A 15,297-nucleotide genomic window follows, 5' to 3' on the forward strand; every position below is an offset into this window, starting at 1 on the left:
CCACCCGTCAGTTCACACGGACGTCAGAGACCGTACTTTTCCAGGAGCCGCAGCCAGACTTCGCTGATCGTGGGGTAGGAGGGGACGGCGTGCCACAGCCGCTCGAGCGGGACTTCGCCGACTACCGCTATGGTCGCCGCGTGCAGCAACTCGGCGACGTCCGGTCCGGCAAACGTGGCGCCGAGCAGGACCCTCCGGTCCTCGTCGATCACGAGCTGCGCCCAGCCCTGGTAATTCTCAGCATGAAGGGATGAGCCGGCAACGGAGATGGGCAGCTCCACGGAAGAGACGTTGTAGCCGTCCTTCCTCGCCTGCTCCACTGAGCGGCCAACATTCGCGACTTCGGGGTCGGTGAACACCACACTGGGAATGGCATGCTCGTCGGCGGTCTGTGCGTAGCGGCTCCAGGCATCGGGCGTGCCCTGCAGTTCGCCCTTGGCCCGGGCTGCGATGGCGGCACCGGTGGCCCGGGCCTCATACTTGCCCTGATGCGTGAGGAGCGCCTTGCCGGCCGCGTCGCCGATGGCGTACAGCCAGGGTCCGTCGTCAGTTCCGGCAGCGGCCTTGACCAGTCCGGTCGAGTCGGTGCTGAGCGTCAGGGGCTTTCCGTCGAGGGCCGCAAGCCCCACGCTTTCCAGGCCAAGTCCGTCCAGGGCAGGATGCCGTCCGGTAGAGACGAGCAGCCGGTCCACGGAGCGGGAGTCGCCGTCGTCGAACGTCAGGGTGAGCGAGCCGTCGTCGTTCTGGCTGACGCTTCGCGTATTGGTGTTCAGGTGGAGTTCCACGCCGTCGGCACGCAGTCCTGCCTCCACCAGCCGGCTGGCCTCTTCAGGGAAAGTGCCCAGCAGGCCCCTGCGGGTCACGAGGATGACGGCCGATCCGAGTCGGGAAAAGGCCTGTGCCAGTTCCGTGCCGGTCACGCCTCCTCCCAGGACGGCAAGGCGCTCCGGCACCTCGTTAGCCGAGGTTGCCTCGCGCGTTCCCCAGTACTGGACCCCGGACAGCCCATCAATAGGCGGGATGTTCGGCGTCGAACCGTTGGCCAGTACGACGGCGTGACGCGCCGTGAGTTTGTAGGGGTTGCCGTCGCGGCCGGCCACGTCAACGGTCCGCGGGCCGGTGATCCGGCCGGTGCCGCGGAGCAGCTCGATGCCGGCCCCGTCCACCCATTCCACCTGGCTGTCATCCTGCCAGTGCGACGTGAAGGAGTCGCGGCGCTCGAGGACGGCTGCGGCATCCAGGGTGCGGGTGACTGCCTCGCTGGCGCCCGGGACTGTCTGTGCGCCATGCAGGGCAGTGCCGGGCCGAAGCAGGGCCTTGGACGGCATGCAGGCCCAGTAGGAGCATTCACCGCCCACCAGTTCGGCCTCCACGAGTACAGCGGTCAGGCCGCCCTGCACCACACGGTCGGCAACGTTCTCCCCGGCGGCGCCGGCGCCGATCACAACGACATCGACTTCGCGTTCAACAGCATCTGGCGTCATGGCAACAGCCTACGCCCGCCTCGGGCACGCACAGGCGGGGCCGGCATGTTGCCGGCTGCACCCGGGTCTGCGCGGCTTCTCCGGTGGTGCCGTCAGGTTTCGGGGAGTTCGCGGGCGCACTCTGCCAGTGTAATAATGCAAGGCACCCCCGGCCGGAGGACATGGGACATCCGATACCGTGGAAAACAGCCTCGCAAAGGAGTTCCAATGCCGCCGCCTGTCAACAGCGTTCCGCCCGCACGGTTCAGCGCCCAGGCCCGCCTCCGCGCCCTTCAGTCGGACATTATGGAACTCATCCTCGATCGCGACCTCGAACCCGGGGATGCCCTGCCTACCGAGAATGAGTTGTGCGTCGCCCTGGGCGTAGGGCGGAACACGCTCAGGGAATCGCTCAAGGTGCTGCAGGCCCTCGGAGTCATTGAGATCCGCCATGGGTTCGGCATGTTCGTGGCGCCCAGCAACTTCGAGGCGCTCGCGGACGGGCTCATGTTCCGGGCAAGGTTGTCGCTGCGGCACCACGGTCTCGAAGCGCTGCAGCTCGTGGACGTGCGCCAGGCCCTGGAATCGGGGCTCATCAGCAGCGCGATGGACGTCATGAGCGCAGCGGACCTTGCCTCCGTCGAGGCGTCCGTCGTCCGGATGGAAGAACTGGCGGCAGCCGGCGAGACCTTCGTGGAGGCTGACTCCGATTTTCACGGCAGGCTCTTTGCGCCGCTGAACAATGAGTTGCTGCTCAATCTGCTGGGCGTTTTCTGGAGGGTGTACCGCAAGATCCACACGGAGATCGGACCCGGCAGCGAAGACCGGGTTGCTTTGGCCGCCCTGCACCGCAGCATTTACACTGCCGTCGCTGCCGGAGACAAAGCCAAGGCTTCTGAACTGCTGACCCGCCACTTCGACGGCATCCGCCGGCGCATTAAGGAAGCAGTGGGCGAGTAGCCGCTCAATCTCGGTTTAAAGCAGAAGATCCGCACCGGTTTCCCGGTGCGGATCTTCATTCTGTGCGCCCAAAGGGATTCGAACCCCTGACCTTCTGTTCCGTAGACAGACGCTCTATCCAGCTGAGCTATGGGCGCATCTTCCGGTCCCTGGCGAACTTTCCGCTCGCCCCGAACCTCGAATAACTTTACGCGAGGACGGCCGTACTTCCAAATCGAGCGCCATGTAATATACGCTACTAGACCGGTCTATGTGACCTTCGTCACCAATTTAGGAAAATCTCAATCCCTGATTCTTGAGTTTCCGCGGTTTTTGTCGCCGAAGGTGGTGGATATCAGATGTCTGACCACGAAATGGGCCAGACCATTGGAAATAACATTTAGGACACACCACTGAACCCGAAGAAGGGAACCGAAATGGGCCATCTGGCGCGACTGCCGCTGCTTGAAGAAGCACCCACCACACATGCCGGTCTATTGGCATGGGTTGAAGAGGTCGCTGGGCTGACCCAGCCGGACCGGATTCACTGGGTGGACGGCTCTGAGGAAGAAAACACCCGGCTGACCGACGAACTCGTCGCTGCGGGCACCCTGAAGCGGCTGAACCAGGAGCTGTTCCCCAACTCCTTCGCTGCGTTCTCCGACCCTGCCGACGTGGCCCGGGTTGAAGAGCAGACCTTCATCTGCTCCGAAAAGGAGCACGACGCCGGCTTCACCAACAACTGGATGGCCCCTGCTGAAATGAAGGAGAAGCTGCGCGGCCTGTTCGCAGGCTCCATGCGCGGCCGCACCATGTACGTCATCCCGTTCGTCATGGGACACCTCGACGCCGAGGACCCCAAGTTCGGCGTGGAGATCACGGACAGCGCATACGTTGTCGCCTCGATGCGCATCATGGCCCGCATCGGCACAGACGTGCTGAACCGGATCACCGAGACCAACGCGTTCTTCGTTCCGGCCCTGCACTCCCTCGGTGCTCCGCTGGAGGCCGGCCAGGCCGACGTTCCCTGGCCCTGCAACCCCGACAAGTGGATCGTGCACTTCCCCGAGGAGCGCTCCATCTGGTCGTTCGGTTCGGGCTACGGCGGAAACGCCCTGCTGGGCAAGAAGTGCTACGCGCTGCGCATCGCCTCCGTCATGGCTCATGACGAGGGCTGGCTGGCCGAGCACATGCTGATCCTCAAGCTGACTTCGCCGGAGAAGAAGACGTACTACGTCTCTGCGGCCTTCCCGTCCGCCTGCGGCAAGACCAACCTGGCGCTGCTGGATCCGACCATCGATGGCTGGAAGGTGGAGACCCTCGGGGACGACATCACTTGGATGCGCTTCGGCAAGGAGGGCGAACTCCGCGCCGTCAACCCGGAGGCTGGCCTGTTCGGCGTCGCTCCCGGCACGGGCTGGGGCACCAACCCCAACGCCATGCGTGCCATCGCCAAGGGCAACAGCATTTTCACCAACGTCGCACTGACCGACGACGGCGGCGTGTGGTGGGAAGGCATGACCGAGGAAGTACCCGCCCACCTCACCGACTGGCAGGGCAACTCCTGGACGCCTGACTCCGACAAGCCGGCTGCACACCCCAACTCGCGTTTCTGCACGCCGATCGACCAGATCGACATGCTTGCCGAGGAATACCACAACCCCGACGGTGTGGAGCTCTCCGCCATCCTCTTTGGCGGACGCCGCAAGACCACCATCCCGCTGGTCACCGAGGCCCGCGACTGGTCCAACGGCATCTTCATGGGAGCCACGCTCTCCTCGGAGACCACGGCTGCAGCCGCCGGCGCCGTTGGCGTTGTGCGCCGCGACCCGATGGCCATGCTCCCGTTCATCGGCTACGACGCAGGGGATTACCTGAACCACTGGGTGAACCTCTCCGCCAAGGCCAACCCGGAGCGTCTGCCCAAGATCTTCCTGGTGAACTGGTTCCGCCGCACGGCCGAGGGCGGCTTCGCCTGGCCCGGCTTCGGCGACAACGCCCGTGTCCTCAAGTGGGCCATCGAACGCCTTGAGGGCAAGGCTGACGCGGTCGAGACCCCGATCGGTTTCGTGCCGACCGGCGACTCCATCGACCTCACCGGACTGGACATGACCCCGGAGCAAGTCGAGGAGGCCGTGCACGTGGACCCCGCCGAGTGGCAGACCGAGCTGGCATCCATCGAGGAATGGTTCGCCAACTTCGGCAGCTCGCTGCCGGTGGCCCTCCAGCAGGAGCTTGAGGGTCTGAAGGCCCGACTGGCCTAGTCCCCACTGCCTCCCCGATCTCGCAAGCTCGGTTGGGCCCCTCGGCAGCGTGGGCCCATAAGTACGACGGCGGCTCCGCACCTTTCGCACGAAAGGTGCGGAGCCGCCGTCGTACGCGTTTCTCCGGAAGAGGCAGGAAGCCTGCTACAGGCCGGGGCGCATGCCGATGGCCTCGAAGACCGGCCCCATTTGGTGAGAAGCCGGCAGGGAGGCGACCACGACGTCATCAAGCTCGCGGTAGAACGCCTCTCGGGCGCGGGCAAGGGCGCCCCGCAGGCGGCAGCCGTGAATCAGTGGGCATTGGCCTCCCGGTCCAATGCAGTCCGCAGGGTCCTCGCGGGTATCGAGCTGCCTGAGGACCTGCCCCACCGTGACATTGCGCCCCGCAGCGCTCAGCCGTGAGCCGCCGTTGCGCCCGCGCTCAACATCAATCAGTCCCAGCATGCGCAGCTTGGCCATGGCCTTGCTGACGTGGTTGTAGGGCGTGCCCACAGCGTCGGCCACGGCCTGGGTAGTGAGGAGGTCGGCCTCGGGAGCGGCTGCGAGCACCATGAGGGCGCGCAGGCTGACGTCCGCGAAGGCATTGATCTTCATGGCCTAAGCCTAATAATGCCGTCCAACTGACCTCCGCACATGCTTGGGCTAGTCCACCCAGATGACTGGTTCATTCGTGTCCGCGCTGAGTTCGCCGAATTCCCATTCCCGGGTGGACTCTTTCGCAGCGTAGGGCAGGACGGCGGCGAAGACGGCACCGTCGCGGTGTTCCGTTGCCACGTGGATGGCATCAGAACCTTCTTCTACCAGCGTGATGTCGCAGACGATCGCGGCAGCCCGGAAATCTTCGCGGTTCTGGCGCAGGAGTTCGGTGATGTCACGGATCATGCCGTCGGCATCGAACTCGTCACTGGAGCCGCTGGCGGAATCCGCCGGCGAGACCGCCACCAGACGGACTTCGCCGTCGTTCTCCACAACCAGCGCGAACGGCAGGAAACCGCCGTTGCGCTCCAGCTGCTCCTGAGCGGCCCCCATGCCGGTGCCCAGCAGGTTTTCCAGATCGGTGGCGGTAGCCTCCGGAACTGATGTCCGCCAGGATTGCCCCGGCTGCGGTGCTGTTTCTGCCACTGCTGGTCCTAGCTGCGAACCAGGGCGAGCACGCGGTCGCGGACGCGCTCCATGGTGGCGTGGTCGGTGGCTTCTGCGTTGAGGCGCAGGTACGGCTCGGTGTTGGACGGGCGAAGGTTGAACCAGTAGCTGCCGTCCACTGCCGTGAACGTGCTGCCGTCCATCGTGTCCACGGTGACGTCCTCGCCGGCGAAATCAGCGCGGACGCGCTCCACGGCGCCGGCCTTGTCTTCGATCACAGAGTTGATCTCGCCGGAGGAAACGTATGGCTCATACTCGCGGCCGAGCTCGGAAAGCGGGCCGTCCTGCTCGCCGAGGGCGGCCAGCACGTGCATCGCGGCGAGCATGCCGGTGTCTGCGTTCCAGAAGTCGCGGAAGTAGAAGTGGGCAGAGTGCTCGCCTCCGAACACCGCGCCTTCCGTGGCCATGACGGCTTTGATGAAGGAGTGGCCCACGCGGGTGCGGACGGCACGGCCGCCGTCCTGCGCCACGAGTTCCGGCACCGCACGGGAGGTCAGCAGGTTGTGGATGATGGTGGGCGTTTCCTCACCCTGGGCCTTGGCGCGCGCGATCTCACGGCGGGCCACCATTCCGGTAATGGCCGACGGCGAGACGGGCTGGCCCTTTTCGTCGATGACGAAGCAGCGGTCGGCATCGCCGTCGAACGCCAGTCCGATATCCGCGCCGTGCTCGACGACGGCGGCCTGAAGGTCGCGCAGGTTTTCCGGCTCCAGGGGATTGGCCGGGTGGTTCGGGAAGGAGCCGTCCAGCTCGAAGTACAGCGGGATGATCTCAAAGGGCAGCTTCGGCAGCAGTGCGTCGCCGAGGACTGCGGGGGTGGTGAGCCCGGCCATGCCGTTGCCGGCATCCACCACGACCTTCAGCGGGCGGGACCCGGAGAGGTCCACGAGCGTGCGCAGGTATTCGGCATAGCCCTTGAGGACGTCCTGGACGCCGATCTGCCCGCGGTTCGAGGCGGCGGGGATGGAGCCTGCGTTGAGGTACTGCTCCGCCAGGGCCTGGATCTCCTTAAGACCTGATTCCGAGGAAATGGGCACGGCGCCTGCCTTGGCCATCTTGATGCCGTTGTATTCGGCCGGATTGTGGCTTGCAGTGAACGTCGCACCGGCTGCGTTGAGGGCGCCGCACGCGTAGTAGAGCTCATCCGTGGAGATGAGGTCCAGCAGCTGGACGTTCGCCCCGCGGGTGGCGGCGCCGCTGGCAAAGGCCTTGCTGAACTCGGGGGAGGAGGGGCGCATGTCACCGCCGACCAGGACCGTCTGGCCTTCCAGTTCCAGCACGTCAACGAAGGCGGCCCCCACGGCTTCGACGATTTCAGCGGTGATGGAGTCGCCCACGATGCCGCGGACGTCATACGCCTTGAACGAGGCTGAAAGGTCATAAGTATTGGTCTGGTTGCTAGTCACGGGATTTATCTTACGTTGCAGCGCCCAGTGGGCCAGAGAGGAGGAGTCACGGAAATGCGCAGCGGCCGGCGGCTGACGTCCCGGCCGGGTCGGCGCGTGGGTTGTCCACATGGCCGGAAGCGCGCTTTGGGGTGTCTGAGGGGACTGGGATACTGAATCAATGGCCAATAACCAGCACGCCGCAGTTCTTCCGTCCGAATCCAGCACACCGTCCAGCACACCCTCCAGGACCGGAACACCGGTTCCGGGATCCCGGGGCCAGGCGCTGGAGGTGCTGCGGGACCTCGTAGGGAACCCCGGCGCCGACTTCCATGACGGACAGTTTGAGGCGATCGAGGCCCTGGTCGACGGCGGCCGGCGGGCACTGGTGGTGCAGCGGACGGGCTGGGGGAAATCGGCCGTGTACTTCGTGGCGTCGCTGTTGCTCCGGCGGCGCGGGGCTGGCCCCACGCTCATTGTTTCGCCGCTGCTGGCGCTGATGCGGGACCAGGTTGCTGCCGCAGCCCGGGCCGGGGTCAGGGCCGTCGCCATCAACTCGGCCAACCAGCTTGAGTGGGACACTGTGCGCGAGCAGCTCGCGGCGGACCAGGTGGACGTCCTGCTCGTTTCGCCCGAGCGGCTCACCAACCCTTCCTTCCGGGAACATCAGTTGCCCGAGTTGGTCCGGCGCACCGGCCTGCTGGTCATCGACGAAGCCCACTGTATTTCGGACTGGGGACACGACTTCCGCCCCGACTACCGGCGCATCGCGGACCTCATCACCCAGCTTCCGGACACGGTTCCCGTGCTGGCCACCACAGCCACGGCCAACTCCCGCGTGGTCCACGACATTGAAGAGCAGCTGGGCGACGGCGTGCTCACCATCCGGGGCTCCCTGGGCAGGGAGTCCCTGCGGCTCGGAGTGCTCACCCTGCCGGATTCCCGCGAACGGCTCGGCTGGCTGCTGACCCATCTGGCGGATCTGCCGGGAAGCGGCATTATCTACACTCTGACCGTCTCGGCGGCCGAGGATACCGCCCGGCTGCTGGCCGAGGCCGGCCACCAGGTGCTGGCCTACACCGGCCGCACCGACCCCGCTGACCGCGAACGTGCAGAACAGCTCCTGAAGGACAACGAGGTCAAGGCACTCGTGGCCACGTCAGCGCTGGGCATGGGCTTCGACAAACCCGATCTCGGCTTCGTGGTCCACCTCGGCGCGCCGTCATCCCCGGTGGCGTACTACCAGCAGGTGGGCCGTGCCGGCCGCGGCGCCGCCAATGCGGATGTGCTTCTCCTGCCCGGGTCCGAGGACAGGGACATCTGGCGGTATTTCGCCACGGCCTCCATGCCTTCAGAGGAGAAAGCCACTGCGGTGCTGACGGCGCTGGCCGAAGCCGGGACGGCAGTGTCCACGGTGGCGCTGGAAGCGCGCGTGGACCTGCGGCGGACACCGCTTGAACTGCTGCTGAAGGTGCTGGCGGTCGACGGCGCCGTCGAACGCGTGGGCGGTGGGTGGCGTTCCACCGGACAGCCCTGGATCTATGACGCGGAACGCTACAGCCGGATCGCGGAAGCCCGGGTGGACGAGCAGGATTCCATGGTTATCTACCAGGACACCGCCGGATGCCGCATGGAGTACATCACGTCGGTGCTGGACGACGAAACTGCCGCGGCGTGCGGCCGGTGCGACAACTGCGCCGGCCGCTGGTTCCCTGCCGATATCGCGTCGTCGGCGACCGAGGCCGCCGGGCAGACCCTCAGCCGTGCCGGCATTGTGCTGGAGCCCCGGCTGCAGTGGCCCAGCGGCATGGACCGGCTGGGTGTGCCCGTCAAGGGAAAGATCAAGCCCGACGAAAGCCTGTCAGAAGGCCGTGTGCTGGCCAGGCTGACGGACCTGGGCTGGGGCGGGGCGCTCCGGGAGCTCTTCGCAGCGGGCGCCCCGGACCGCACCGTGGACCCGGGCATGCTGCAGGCCTGCGTCCAGGTGCTGCGCGAATGGTCCGCCGGTGACTCACGCGGTCAGGGCTGGAGCGGGGCTGGGCGGCCGGCGGCCATCGTCAGCCTGCCGTCGCGCGGAAAGCCGGCGCTCGTGGAATCTCTGGCGCGGGGCATCTCGGAGATCGGCCGCATTCCGTACCTGGGCCAGCTGGACATGGAGCACGGCGGACCGACGGGAGGCCGCGGCGGCAACAGCGCCTACCGGCTGGCAGGGGTATGGGACCGGCTTGTTGTAGGCCCCGGCCTGGAGCCTGCCCTGGCAGGGATCGCAGGCCAGAGCGTGATGCTCATCGACGACCTCGTGGACAGCCGCTGGACCGTCACCGTGGCTGGCCGCGCCCTCAGGCGGGCCGGCGCCGGGGCCGTTCTGCCGCTGGTGCTCGCCCAGGCCGGCTGACCTCTGCCCCGGCATGGCGGGGCAGCATGAGGCTGTCTGCCGTGCTGAGGAGCATCAGCAGGGCGATGGAAAGGAACGCGCCGCGGTACGGGGCAACCCCGGTATCCGGCGAGGCACCCAGCACCCCGCCTAGGCCGCTGGCAAGTAATGGAGCCGAGCCGAACACTCGAAGGAGGAGGGCGCCCACCGCGATGCCTGCCCCGGTGGAGAGCTGAACGAGTGTAGCCGAGACCGCGTTGGCCGAGGTCAGCTGCGCGGGCCCGATGTCCGCGTACTGGACCGAGGCGTAGGCGGAAAACCCGATCGAGCGGAACGCGCCGCTGCACACGAGGAGCGCGAAGATCAGCGGCTCCGGCGTGCGCTCAGTGAGCAGGGCACAGAGCGCGAAGGTTACCGCCGATGCCAGCGAGGCAAAGACGAGCACGGGCTTGAACCCGAAACGCCGGATCAGCGGCGTGGTGGCCGGTTTGATGCCGATGTTTCCGATGAAAACTGCCGCCACCATGATGCCTGCGTGCAGGGGACTCCAGCCGAAGCCTTCCTGGAACATCAGCGGCAAGAGGAAGGGCACGGCGCTGATGGTCAGCCGGTAGATGAAGCCGCCGCTGTTCGTTGCCCGGAACGTCCTGGTGGAAAATACTGTGAGGTCGAACAGCGGATTCGCGGCCCGGAGCATCCACAGCACCGCGGACGCCAGGGCTGCCGTCCCGAACACCACACTCAGCAGGGTCCACGGCCCTTCCAGATGGCTGCTGGCCAGCTCCAGGCCCACCACGAGGGCACCCACGCCGAACGTGGTGAGGGCCAGCCCCAGCCAGTCGAGCCTGCGCTTCCGGTCACCGGCGGCCCTGGGCACGAGGCGGAGGGCGGCCAGGAAGGCTGCAACGCCCAGCGGCAGGTTGACGAGGAATATCCAGTGCCAGGACAGGTACGTGGTCAGCGCCCCGCCCACGAGCGGTGCCAGGACCGGGGCCAGGAGGCCGGGCCACACAAGGTAGGCGGTGGCCCGCAGCAGCTCGGACTTGGGCGTCCCGCGGAGCACCACGAGCGTTCCAACAGGGACCATCATTGCCCCGCCGGCCCCTTGCAGGATGCGGCTCAGTGTCAGCATGGTCAGGTCCTGGCTCAGGGCGCAGAGCAGGGATGCAACGGTGAAGAGGGCAATGGCCGCGCAAAAGATGCTGCGAGCTCCGAACCGTTCGGCGAGCCAGCCGCTAAGCGGTATGCCCATCGCCACGGTCATCAAGTAGGCCGTCATGGTGATGTTTACGCTGGCAGCCGCCACACCGAAGTCGTCGGCGATGCTGGGGATGGCGGTGACCAGCACCGTGCCATCGAGGAACTCCATGAAGAACGTCGCCGCCACGAGCAGGGCCAGCCGCGGGGTCCACGCGTGCGGAGCGGCTGGCGGGGACCCCGCGGGTATGCTCCCGGATGCGTTGACTGGGGGTTTACCACGGCCGTTGACGCCGCCGCTCATGAACCGCGGGCCATTTCCAGGACAGCCATGGCGGCGTTATGTCCTCCGATGGCGCTGACAGCCCCGCCCCGGCGGGCACCGGAGCCGCACAGCAGGATGCGCTCATCGCGGGTGGCCACGCCCCAGCGGCGGGCAGGGGTGTCCAGCGGGCTGCCGTCCTCGACGAACGGCCAGTCGAGGCCGCCGTGGAAAATGTTGCCCCGCGGCATCCCGAGCGCCTGCTGGATGTCCCGTGTTGTTTTGGTTTCGATGCACGGGCTGCCGTCCGGTGCAGTCATGATGAGGGGCTCGATGGGCTCGGCAAGTACGGAATTCAGGGACCTGAGCGCGGCGGCCTGCAGCTCCGCCCGCCGGGCGTCGTTGTTCTCCCCGGTGATGAGGCGGTCCGGGACGTGCAGCCCGAACACCGTGAGAGTGTGAGCGCCGGCGTCCTGAAGCTCCTGGGACAGAATGCTGGGATCCGTCAGCGAGTGGCAGTAAATTTCGCAGGGCAACGGCTCGGGAACGGATCCTGACTCCGCCGTCAGATACGCCCGCTCGAGCTGCTCCCATGACTCGTTGATGTGGAAGGTCCCGCCGAACGCGGCCTCGGGGCCAACAGCGTTGTCAAGGAGGCGCGGGAGCCGGGCGAGCAGCAGGTTCACTTTGACCTGGGCGCCTTCCCGTATGTGATTCGGATGTGGGGGCCTTCCGTCCCGTGCGCCCCCGGATCCGTTCCGGGGCGTCCGCAGCCGGTCCAGGACGGCAGGGGCTACGTTGGCGAGCACCCAGCCGGCGGTGGCCTCGTGGGGCAGGCCCGCGCGCCGGTAGCCCACGCGTCCGCCGGCATCGATCGCCGTCACGTCAGCGCCGGTGAGCACGGTGGCACCTGCTTCACGGGCAGCCCGCTCCAGCTCCGCGGAAACCGACCCCATGCCCCCGATCGGCACGTTCCAGTCGCCGGTGCCGCCGCCGATCAGGTGGTACAGGAAGCAGATATTCTGCTGGAGGTCCGTGTCCCATGCCCGGGCGAACGTGCCGATCAGGGCATCGGTCAGGACGGTGCCGCGCACAAGGTCATGCTGCAGGGCACCGGCGATGGCTTTGCCGATGGGCCGCTCCATCACGGCGTCCCAGGCCTCCGCGGCGCCGGCAGCCGCGGCCAGCGCCCGTGCCTCCGAGCGCGTTAACAGCGGGGCCATCATGGTCGGCCAGAGCGCCGTGGTGAGCTTGCGGCAACTGGCGTAGAAGCTGTCGAATGCCTCCGCTTCGCCCTCCGGAGCGCCGATGGCGGCGAACGATGCCGCTGTGGATGCGGCATCGCCATTGTCGATCAGGAGGCCCCGCCCCGGACGCGACGGGTCCGGCGTGTAGGACGAAATCCGCCGACGGGCCAGCCGGATCCTCAGCCCGAGGTCATCGATGAGCTGCTGCGGCAGGAGACTGACCAGATACGAGTAGCGCGAAAGGCGGGCCGGCACGCCGTCGAACGCCTGGGCCGAGACGGCGGCCCCGCCGGACTGCCCGAGTTTTTCCAGCACCAGCACGCGCTGACCGGCTTTCGCCAGGTACGCGGCGGCCGCCAGTCCGTTGTGTCCGCCGCCCACCACGATGGAGTCGAATTCCTCGTTGCCGGTCATGCGAACATCCTGCCACCCAGGACATGACGACGGCGCCACGCGTCCGCTGCCCGGACGGAGCCCGCCGTCGATAGTCCCGGCGTCGAAAGTCTCAGCGTCGAAACCCCGCCCGGGGCCGGGAGGACACAAAGTGTCCGGGTACGCAAAAGGCCCCGGTCCGGGGACCGGGGCCAAACGCGGAGACGGGGGGATTTGAACCCCCGGTGGAGTTGTGCCCCACACTTCATTAGCAGTGAAGCCCATTCGGCCGCTCTGGCACGTCTCCATTCGCTAATACTAGCCAACCAAGGATACGCAGAACCGGCCATCCAGTGCAAAACGGCGCACCACGCGGCCTTGTGGGCTCGGGTGTGCGCCGCTGGCGGTCAGGCGGTCCCGCCGGCCAGCGACTTCCAGAGAAAGTGCTGGCTCCGGGTCTGCAGCGCCGCGGCCTGCCTGTTGTCAGAAGCGCCGGCGTGCCCGCCCTCGAGTGCCTCGTGAAACCAGACGTTGGGGATGCCCATGGCCTGCATGCGGGCGGCCATCTTGCGGGCCTGCACCGGGCCCACCCGGTCATCGGAGGTGGCCGTCCAGATGAAGGTTTCCGGGTAGTCCACGCCGTCCTTCAGCAGATGGTAGGGCGAGAAGGTCCGGATGAAGTCCCAGTGCTCCGGGAGTTCGGGGTCACCGTACTCGGCGATCCACGAATGCCCCGCGGACAGCTTGGTGTACCGCCTCATGTCCAGAAGGGGAACGCCGCAGGACACCGCGCCGAACAGGTCCGGGTACCTGGTCAGCATGTTTCCCACGAGAAGGCCGCCGTTTGAGCCGCCCACGCAGCCCAGGCGTTCCCGGCTGGTGACGCCCCGCGAGATCAGGTGTTTCGCCACCGCGGCGAAGTCCTCGAAGGCTCGGTGCCGGTTTTCCTGCAGCGCCGCCCGGTGCCAGGAAGGCCCGTATTCGCCGCCGCCGCGAATGTTGGCCACGACATAGACGCCGCCGCGGCTGTGGGGTGCCACGCCGTCGGATGGGGCGGTCCGGCGCTCCAGCCAAGCCCGTCCCACGGCGCCGCTGTAGGCCGGGGTGCGGGATACCTCAAAACCTCCGTAGCCGGACAGCTGGGTGGGGTTCTGACCGTCCAGCACCAGGTTGCGCGCCGCAATCTGGAAGTACGGCACCCGCGTACCGTCGTCGGAAACGGCGAAATGCTGCTGGACCTCGTACGCCGCGTCGTTGAAGAACGACGGCGAGGCCTTGACCACCGTGTGGCTGCTCACCACGCTCGCGTCCCCGGCAGGGTTTCCGCGCCTAAGGGTTCCGCGGGTCAGAGTGGTGGGAGTAGTGAAGCCGGTGGCCACCAGCCAGAAATCATCCCCTGCCCCTCGCGGGCCGGGGGAGCGGTGGTCACCCTCGGAGCCGCCCTCGGCGTCGTCTTCGTCGTCCACGGCGAAGGCATTGACGTCGTGGAGCGGAGGGCAGGCGTCCAGCACCGAGGACGACCACCCAGCAGACGGGTCGAGCACGCGGATTTCCGAGGAGACGTCACGCAGCAGGTTGAGCAGCAGGAAGTTCCGTGTCCAGCTCCAGGACTGCAGGGACGTGTGGGCATCCGGGGTGAAGAGGACGGTGAGCGAGCGCTCGCCGGCAATATAGCGGTCAAGGTCCGCCGCGAGCAGCGACCCGGCCGGATAGCTGGCTCCGCCCACCGTCCACTCGCGCCGCGGCCGGAAGAACAGCCAGTCCCGGTGGGCGCTGAGATTGACGTCCGTGGGCACATCGATGGCCGTCCAGGACCCGTCCTGCAGCAGTGACGTCGTCCTGTTGAAGAAATCGACCCAGTCCACCGCGAAGGTGCGCTCGAAACCGGGAGTGGAGTCGTGGGTCACGATCGCCATCATGTGGTCCTCGGGGATATCGAAGATGCGGGCGGCGTCGGCCAGGGACTGGCCGCGGTGCAGCCTCACGGCGGTGCGCGCATAGGATGACGCGGTCCGCGGCAGGCCATCGGCGGTGCTGGCGACCAGCAGGGTGTCCGCATCCAGCCACGAGACGTTCCCCTTCGCCGTCGGCAGGTCAAACCCGCCGGCCGCGGGGTCAACGAAGCTGCGGGTCTCGACGTCGAACTCGCGGTAGCGGTCGGCGTCACCGCCGTCGGGGGACAGGGCCAGCAGCGCCAGCCGGTAAGGCTGTCCGGGCTCCGGCCGGAGGAAGTTCGCCCCGTGGAAAACCCATTCCTCCCCTTCCTCGGCCGCGAGCGCATCCACATCCAGCAGCACATCCCATTCCGGGGCGTCGGTGCAGTAGCTCTCCCACGTGGTCCGGCGCCACAGGCCCTTCGGGTTCTCCCGGTCCTTCCAGAAGTTGTAGTACCAGTCGCCGCGCTTGGTCACCATGGCGATCTTGTCCGTGGAGTCCAGCACTTCGAGGATCCCGCCCTCAAGGCGCGCGTACTCCGCGTCCTCCAGCAGGTCCTCTGTTCGGGCGTTCTGCTCGCGGACCCATGCCAGCTGTTCCTCGCCGTAAATGTCCTCCAGCCAAATGTTTTCGTCGGTGGGCTCGGGCGCGGTTCCCTCGGGAACGCCGCCGGAAGCGAAGGCAGAATCAGCTGCGGTGGTGGTCATCGCCCCATC

General features: G+C 67.0%; 10 protein-coding genes and 2 tRNA genes. 3 read left to right on the top strand and 9 right to left on the bottom strand.

Going from position 1 to position 15,297, the window contains the following annotated elements:
- Positions 1 to 23: 23 nt before the first annotated feature.
- Positions 24 to 1,484 carry a dihydrolipoyl dehydrogenase family protein gene (locus tag ACIP90_RS13855; RefSeq protein ID WP_400579953.1) on the bottom strand — a complete coding sequence of 487 codons (1,461 nt, stop codon included), beginning with the start codon at positions 1,482 to 1,484 and terminating at the stop codon, positions 24 to 26.
- A gap of 207 nt (positions 1,485 to 1,691) precedes the next feature.
- On the opposite strand from ACIP90_RS13855, the gene ACIP90_RS13860 reads away from it, so the two are divergent.
- Entirely contained in the window at positions 1,692 to 2,423 is a 732-nt protein-coding gene (locus tag ACIP90_RS13860; RefSeq protein WP_400579955.1) for a FadR/GntR family transcriptional regulator, read from the top strand.
- Between the two features lie 63 nt (positions 2,424 to 2,486).
- Here ACIP90_RS13860 and ACIP90_RS13865 read toward each other — a convergent pair.
- Positions 2,487 to 2,560: transfer RNA gene (locus ACIP90_RS13865), tRNA-Arg, on the bottom strand.
- A 279-nt stretch (positions 2,561 to 2,839) separates the two neighbouring features.
- On the opposite strand from ACIP90_RS13865, the gene ACIP90_RS13870 reads away from it, so the two are divergent.
- Positions 2,840 to 4,666, top strand: a complete 1,827-nt coding sequence (locus ACIP90_RS13870) for a phosphoenolpyruvate carboxykinase (GTP) (protein ID WP_400579957.1) — start codon at positions 2,840 to 2,842, stop codon at positions 4,664 to 4,666.
- Positions 4,667 to 4,810: 144 nt separating this feature from the next.
- On the opposite strand, the gene ACIP90_RS13875 is transcribed toward ACIP90_RS13870, so the two are convergent.
- From ACIP90_RS13875 to ACIP90_RS13885, 3 genes are read right to left on the bottom strand one after another with little or no spacing between them, the layout of a single operon-like run.
- The gene (locus ACIP90_RS13875) at positions 4,811 to 5,260 is read right to left on the bottom strand and encodes an RrF2 family transcriptional regulator (protein WP_400579958.1); all 450 of its coding nucleotides are present in this window, start codon (positions 5,258 to 5,260) and stop codon (positions 4,811 to 4,813) included.
- A gap of 48 nt (positions 5,261 to 5,308) precedes the next feature.
- Complete coding sequence (locus ACIP90_RS13880) at positions 5,309 to 5,788, bottom strand: hypothetical protein (protein WP_400579959.1); 480 nt, start codon at positions 5,786 to 5,788, stop codon at positions 5,309 to 5,311.
- Between the two features lie 8 nt (positions 5,789 to 5,796).
- A complete protein-coding gene (locus tag ACIP90_RS13885; protein ID WP_400579960.1) occupies positions 5,797 to 7,215 on the bottom strand; it encodes a phosphomannomutase/phosphoglucomutase in 1,419 nt (472 codons plus the stop codon).
- 160 nt (positions 7,216 to 7,375) lie between these two features.
- Here ACIP90_RS13885 and ACIP90_RS13890 point away from each other — a divergent pair, with 160 nt between their 5' ends.
- On the top strand, positions 7,376 to 9,589 hold the full coding sequence (locus ACIP90_RS13890; RefSeq protein WP_400579962.1) for a RecQ family ATP-dependent DNA helicase: 2,214 nt from the start codon (positions 7,376 to 7,378) through the stop codon (positions 9,587 to 9,589).
- On the opposite strand, the gene ACIP90_RS13895 is transcribed toward ACIP90_RS13890, so the two are convergent.
- The 4 genes from ACIP90_RS13895 to ACIP90_RS13910 all read right to left on the bottom strand — a co-directional run bounded on the left by ACIP90_RS13895 (position 9,534) and on the right by ACIP90_RS13910 (position 15,288).
- A complete protein-coding gene (locus ACIP90_RS13895; protein WP_400580047.1) occupies positions 9,534 to 10,937 on the bottom strand; it encodes an MFS transporter in 1,404 nt (467 codons plus the stop codon). The genes ACIP90_RS13890 and ACIP90_RS13895 overlap by 56 nt on opposite strands.
- 128 nt (positions 10,938 to 11,065) lie before the next feature.
- Entirely contained in the window at positions 11,066 to 12,688 is a 1,623-nt protein-coding gene (locus tag ACIP90_RS13900) for a phytoene desaturase family protein (protein WP_400579964.1), read from the bottom strand.
- Positions 12,689 to 12,865: 177 nt separating this feature from the next.
- Positions 12,866 to 12,953: transfer RNA gene (locus ACIP90_RS13905), tRNA-Ser, on the bottom strand.
- Positions 12,954 to 13,053: 100 nt separating this feature from the next.
- The gene (locus ACIP90_RS13910) at positions 13,054 to 15,288 is read right to left on the bottom strand and encodes a prolyl oligopeptidase family protein (RefSeq protein WP_400579966.1); all 2,235 of its coding nucleotides are present in this window, start codon (positions 15,286 to 15,288) and stop codon (positions 13,054 to 13,056) included.
- Between the last annotated feature and the right edge of the window lie 9 nt (positions 15,289 to 15,297).

The sequence above is a fragment of the Arthrobacter sp. NPDC093139 genome (genome assembly GCF_044754165.1).
Classification (GTDB): domain Bacteria; phylum Actinomycetota; class Actinomycetes; order Actinomycetales; family Micrococcaceae; genus Arthrobacter.

Coding starts and splice junctions, on each gene's coding strand:
- ACIP90_RS13855 (WP_400579953.1), bottom strand. CDS start 1,484: ATGACGCCAGATGCTGTTGAACGCGAAGTCGATGTCGTTGTGATCGGC.
- ACIP90_RS13860 (WP_400579955.1), top strand. CDS start 1,692: ATGCCGCCGCCTGTCAACAGCGTTCCGCCCGCACGGTTCAGCGCCCAG.
- ACIP90_RS13870 (WP_400579957.1), top strand. CDS start 2,840: ATGGGCCATCTGGCGCGACTGCCGCTGCTTGAAGAAGCACCCACCACA.
- ACIP90_RS13875 (WP_400579958.1), bottom strand. CDS start 5,260: ATGAAGATCAATGCCTTCGCGGACGTCAGCCTGCGCGCCCTCATGGTG.
- ACIP90_RS13890 (WP_400579962.1), top strand. CDS start 7,376: ATGGCCAATAACCAGCACGCCGCAGTTCTTCCGTCCGAATCCAGCACA.
- ACIP90_RS13895 (WP_400580047.1), bottom strand. CDS start 10,937: ATGGAGTTCCTCGATGGCACGGTGCTGGTCACCGCCATCCCCAGCATC.
- ACIP90_RS13900 (WP_400579964.1), bottom strand. CDS start 12,688: ATGACCGGCAACGAGGAATTCGACTCCATCGTGGTGGGCGGCGGACAC.
- ACIP90_RS13910 (WP_400579966.1), bottom strand. CDS start 15,288: ATGACCACCACCGCAGCTGATTCTGCCTTCGCTTCCGGCGGCGTTCCC.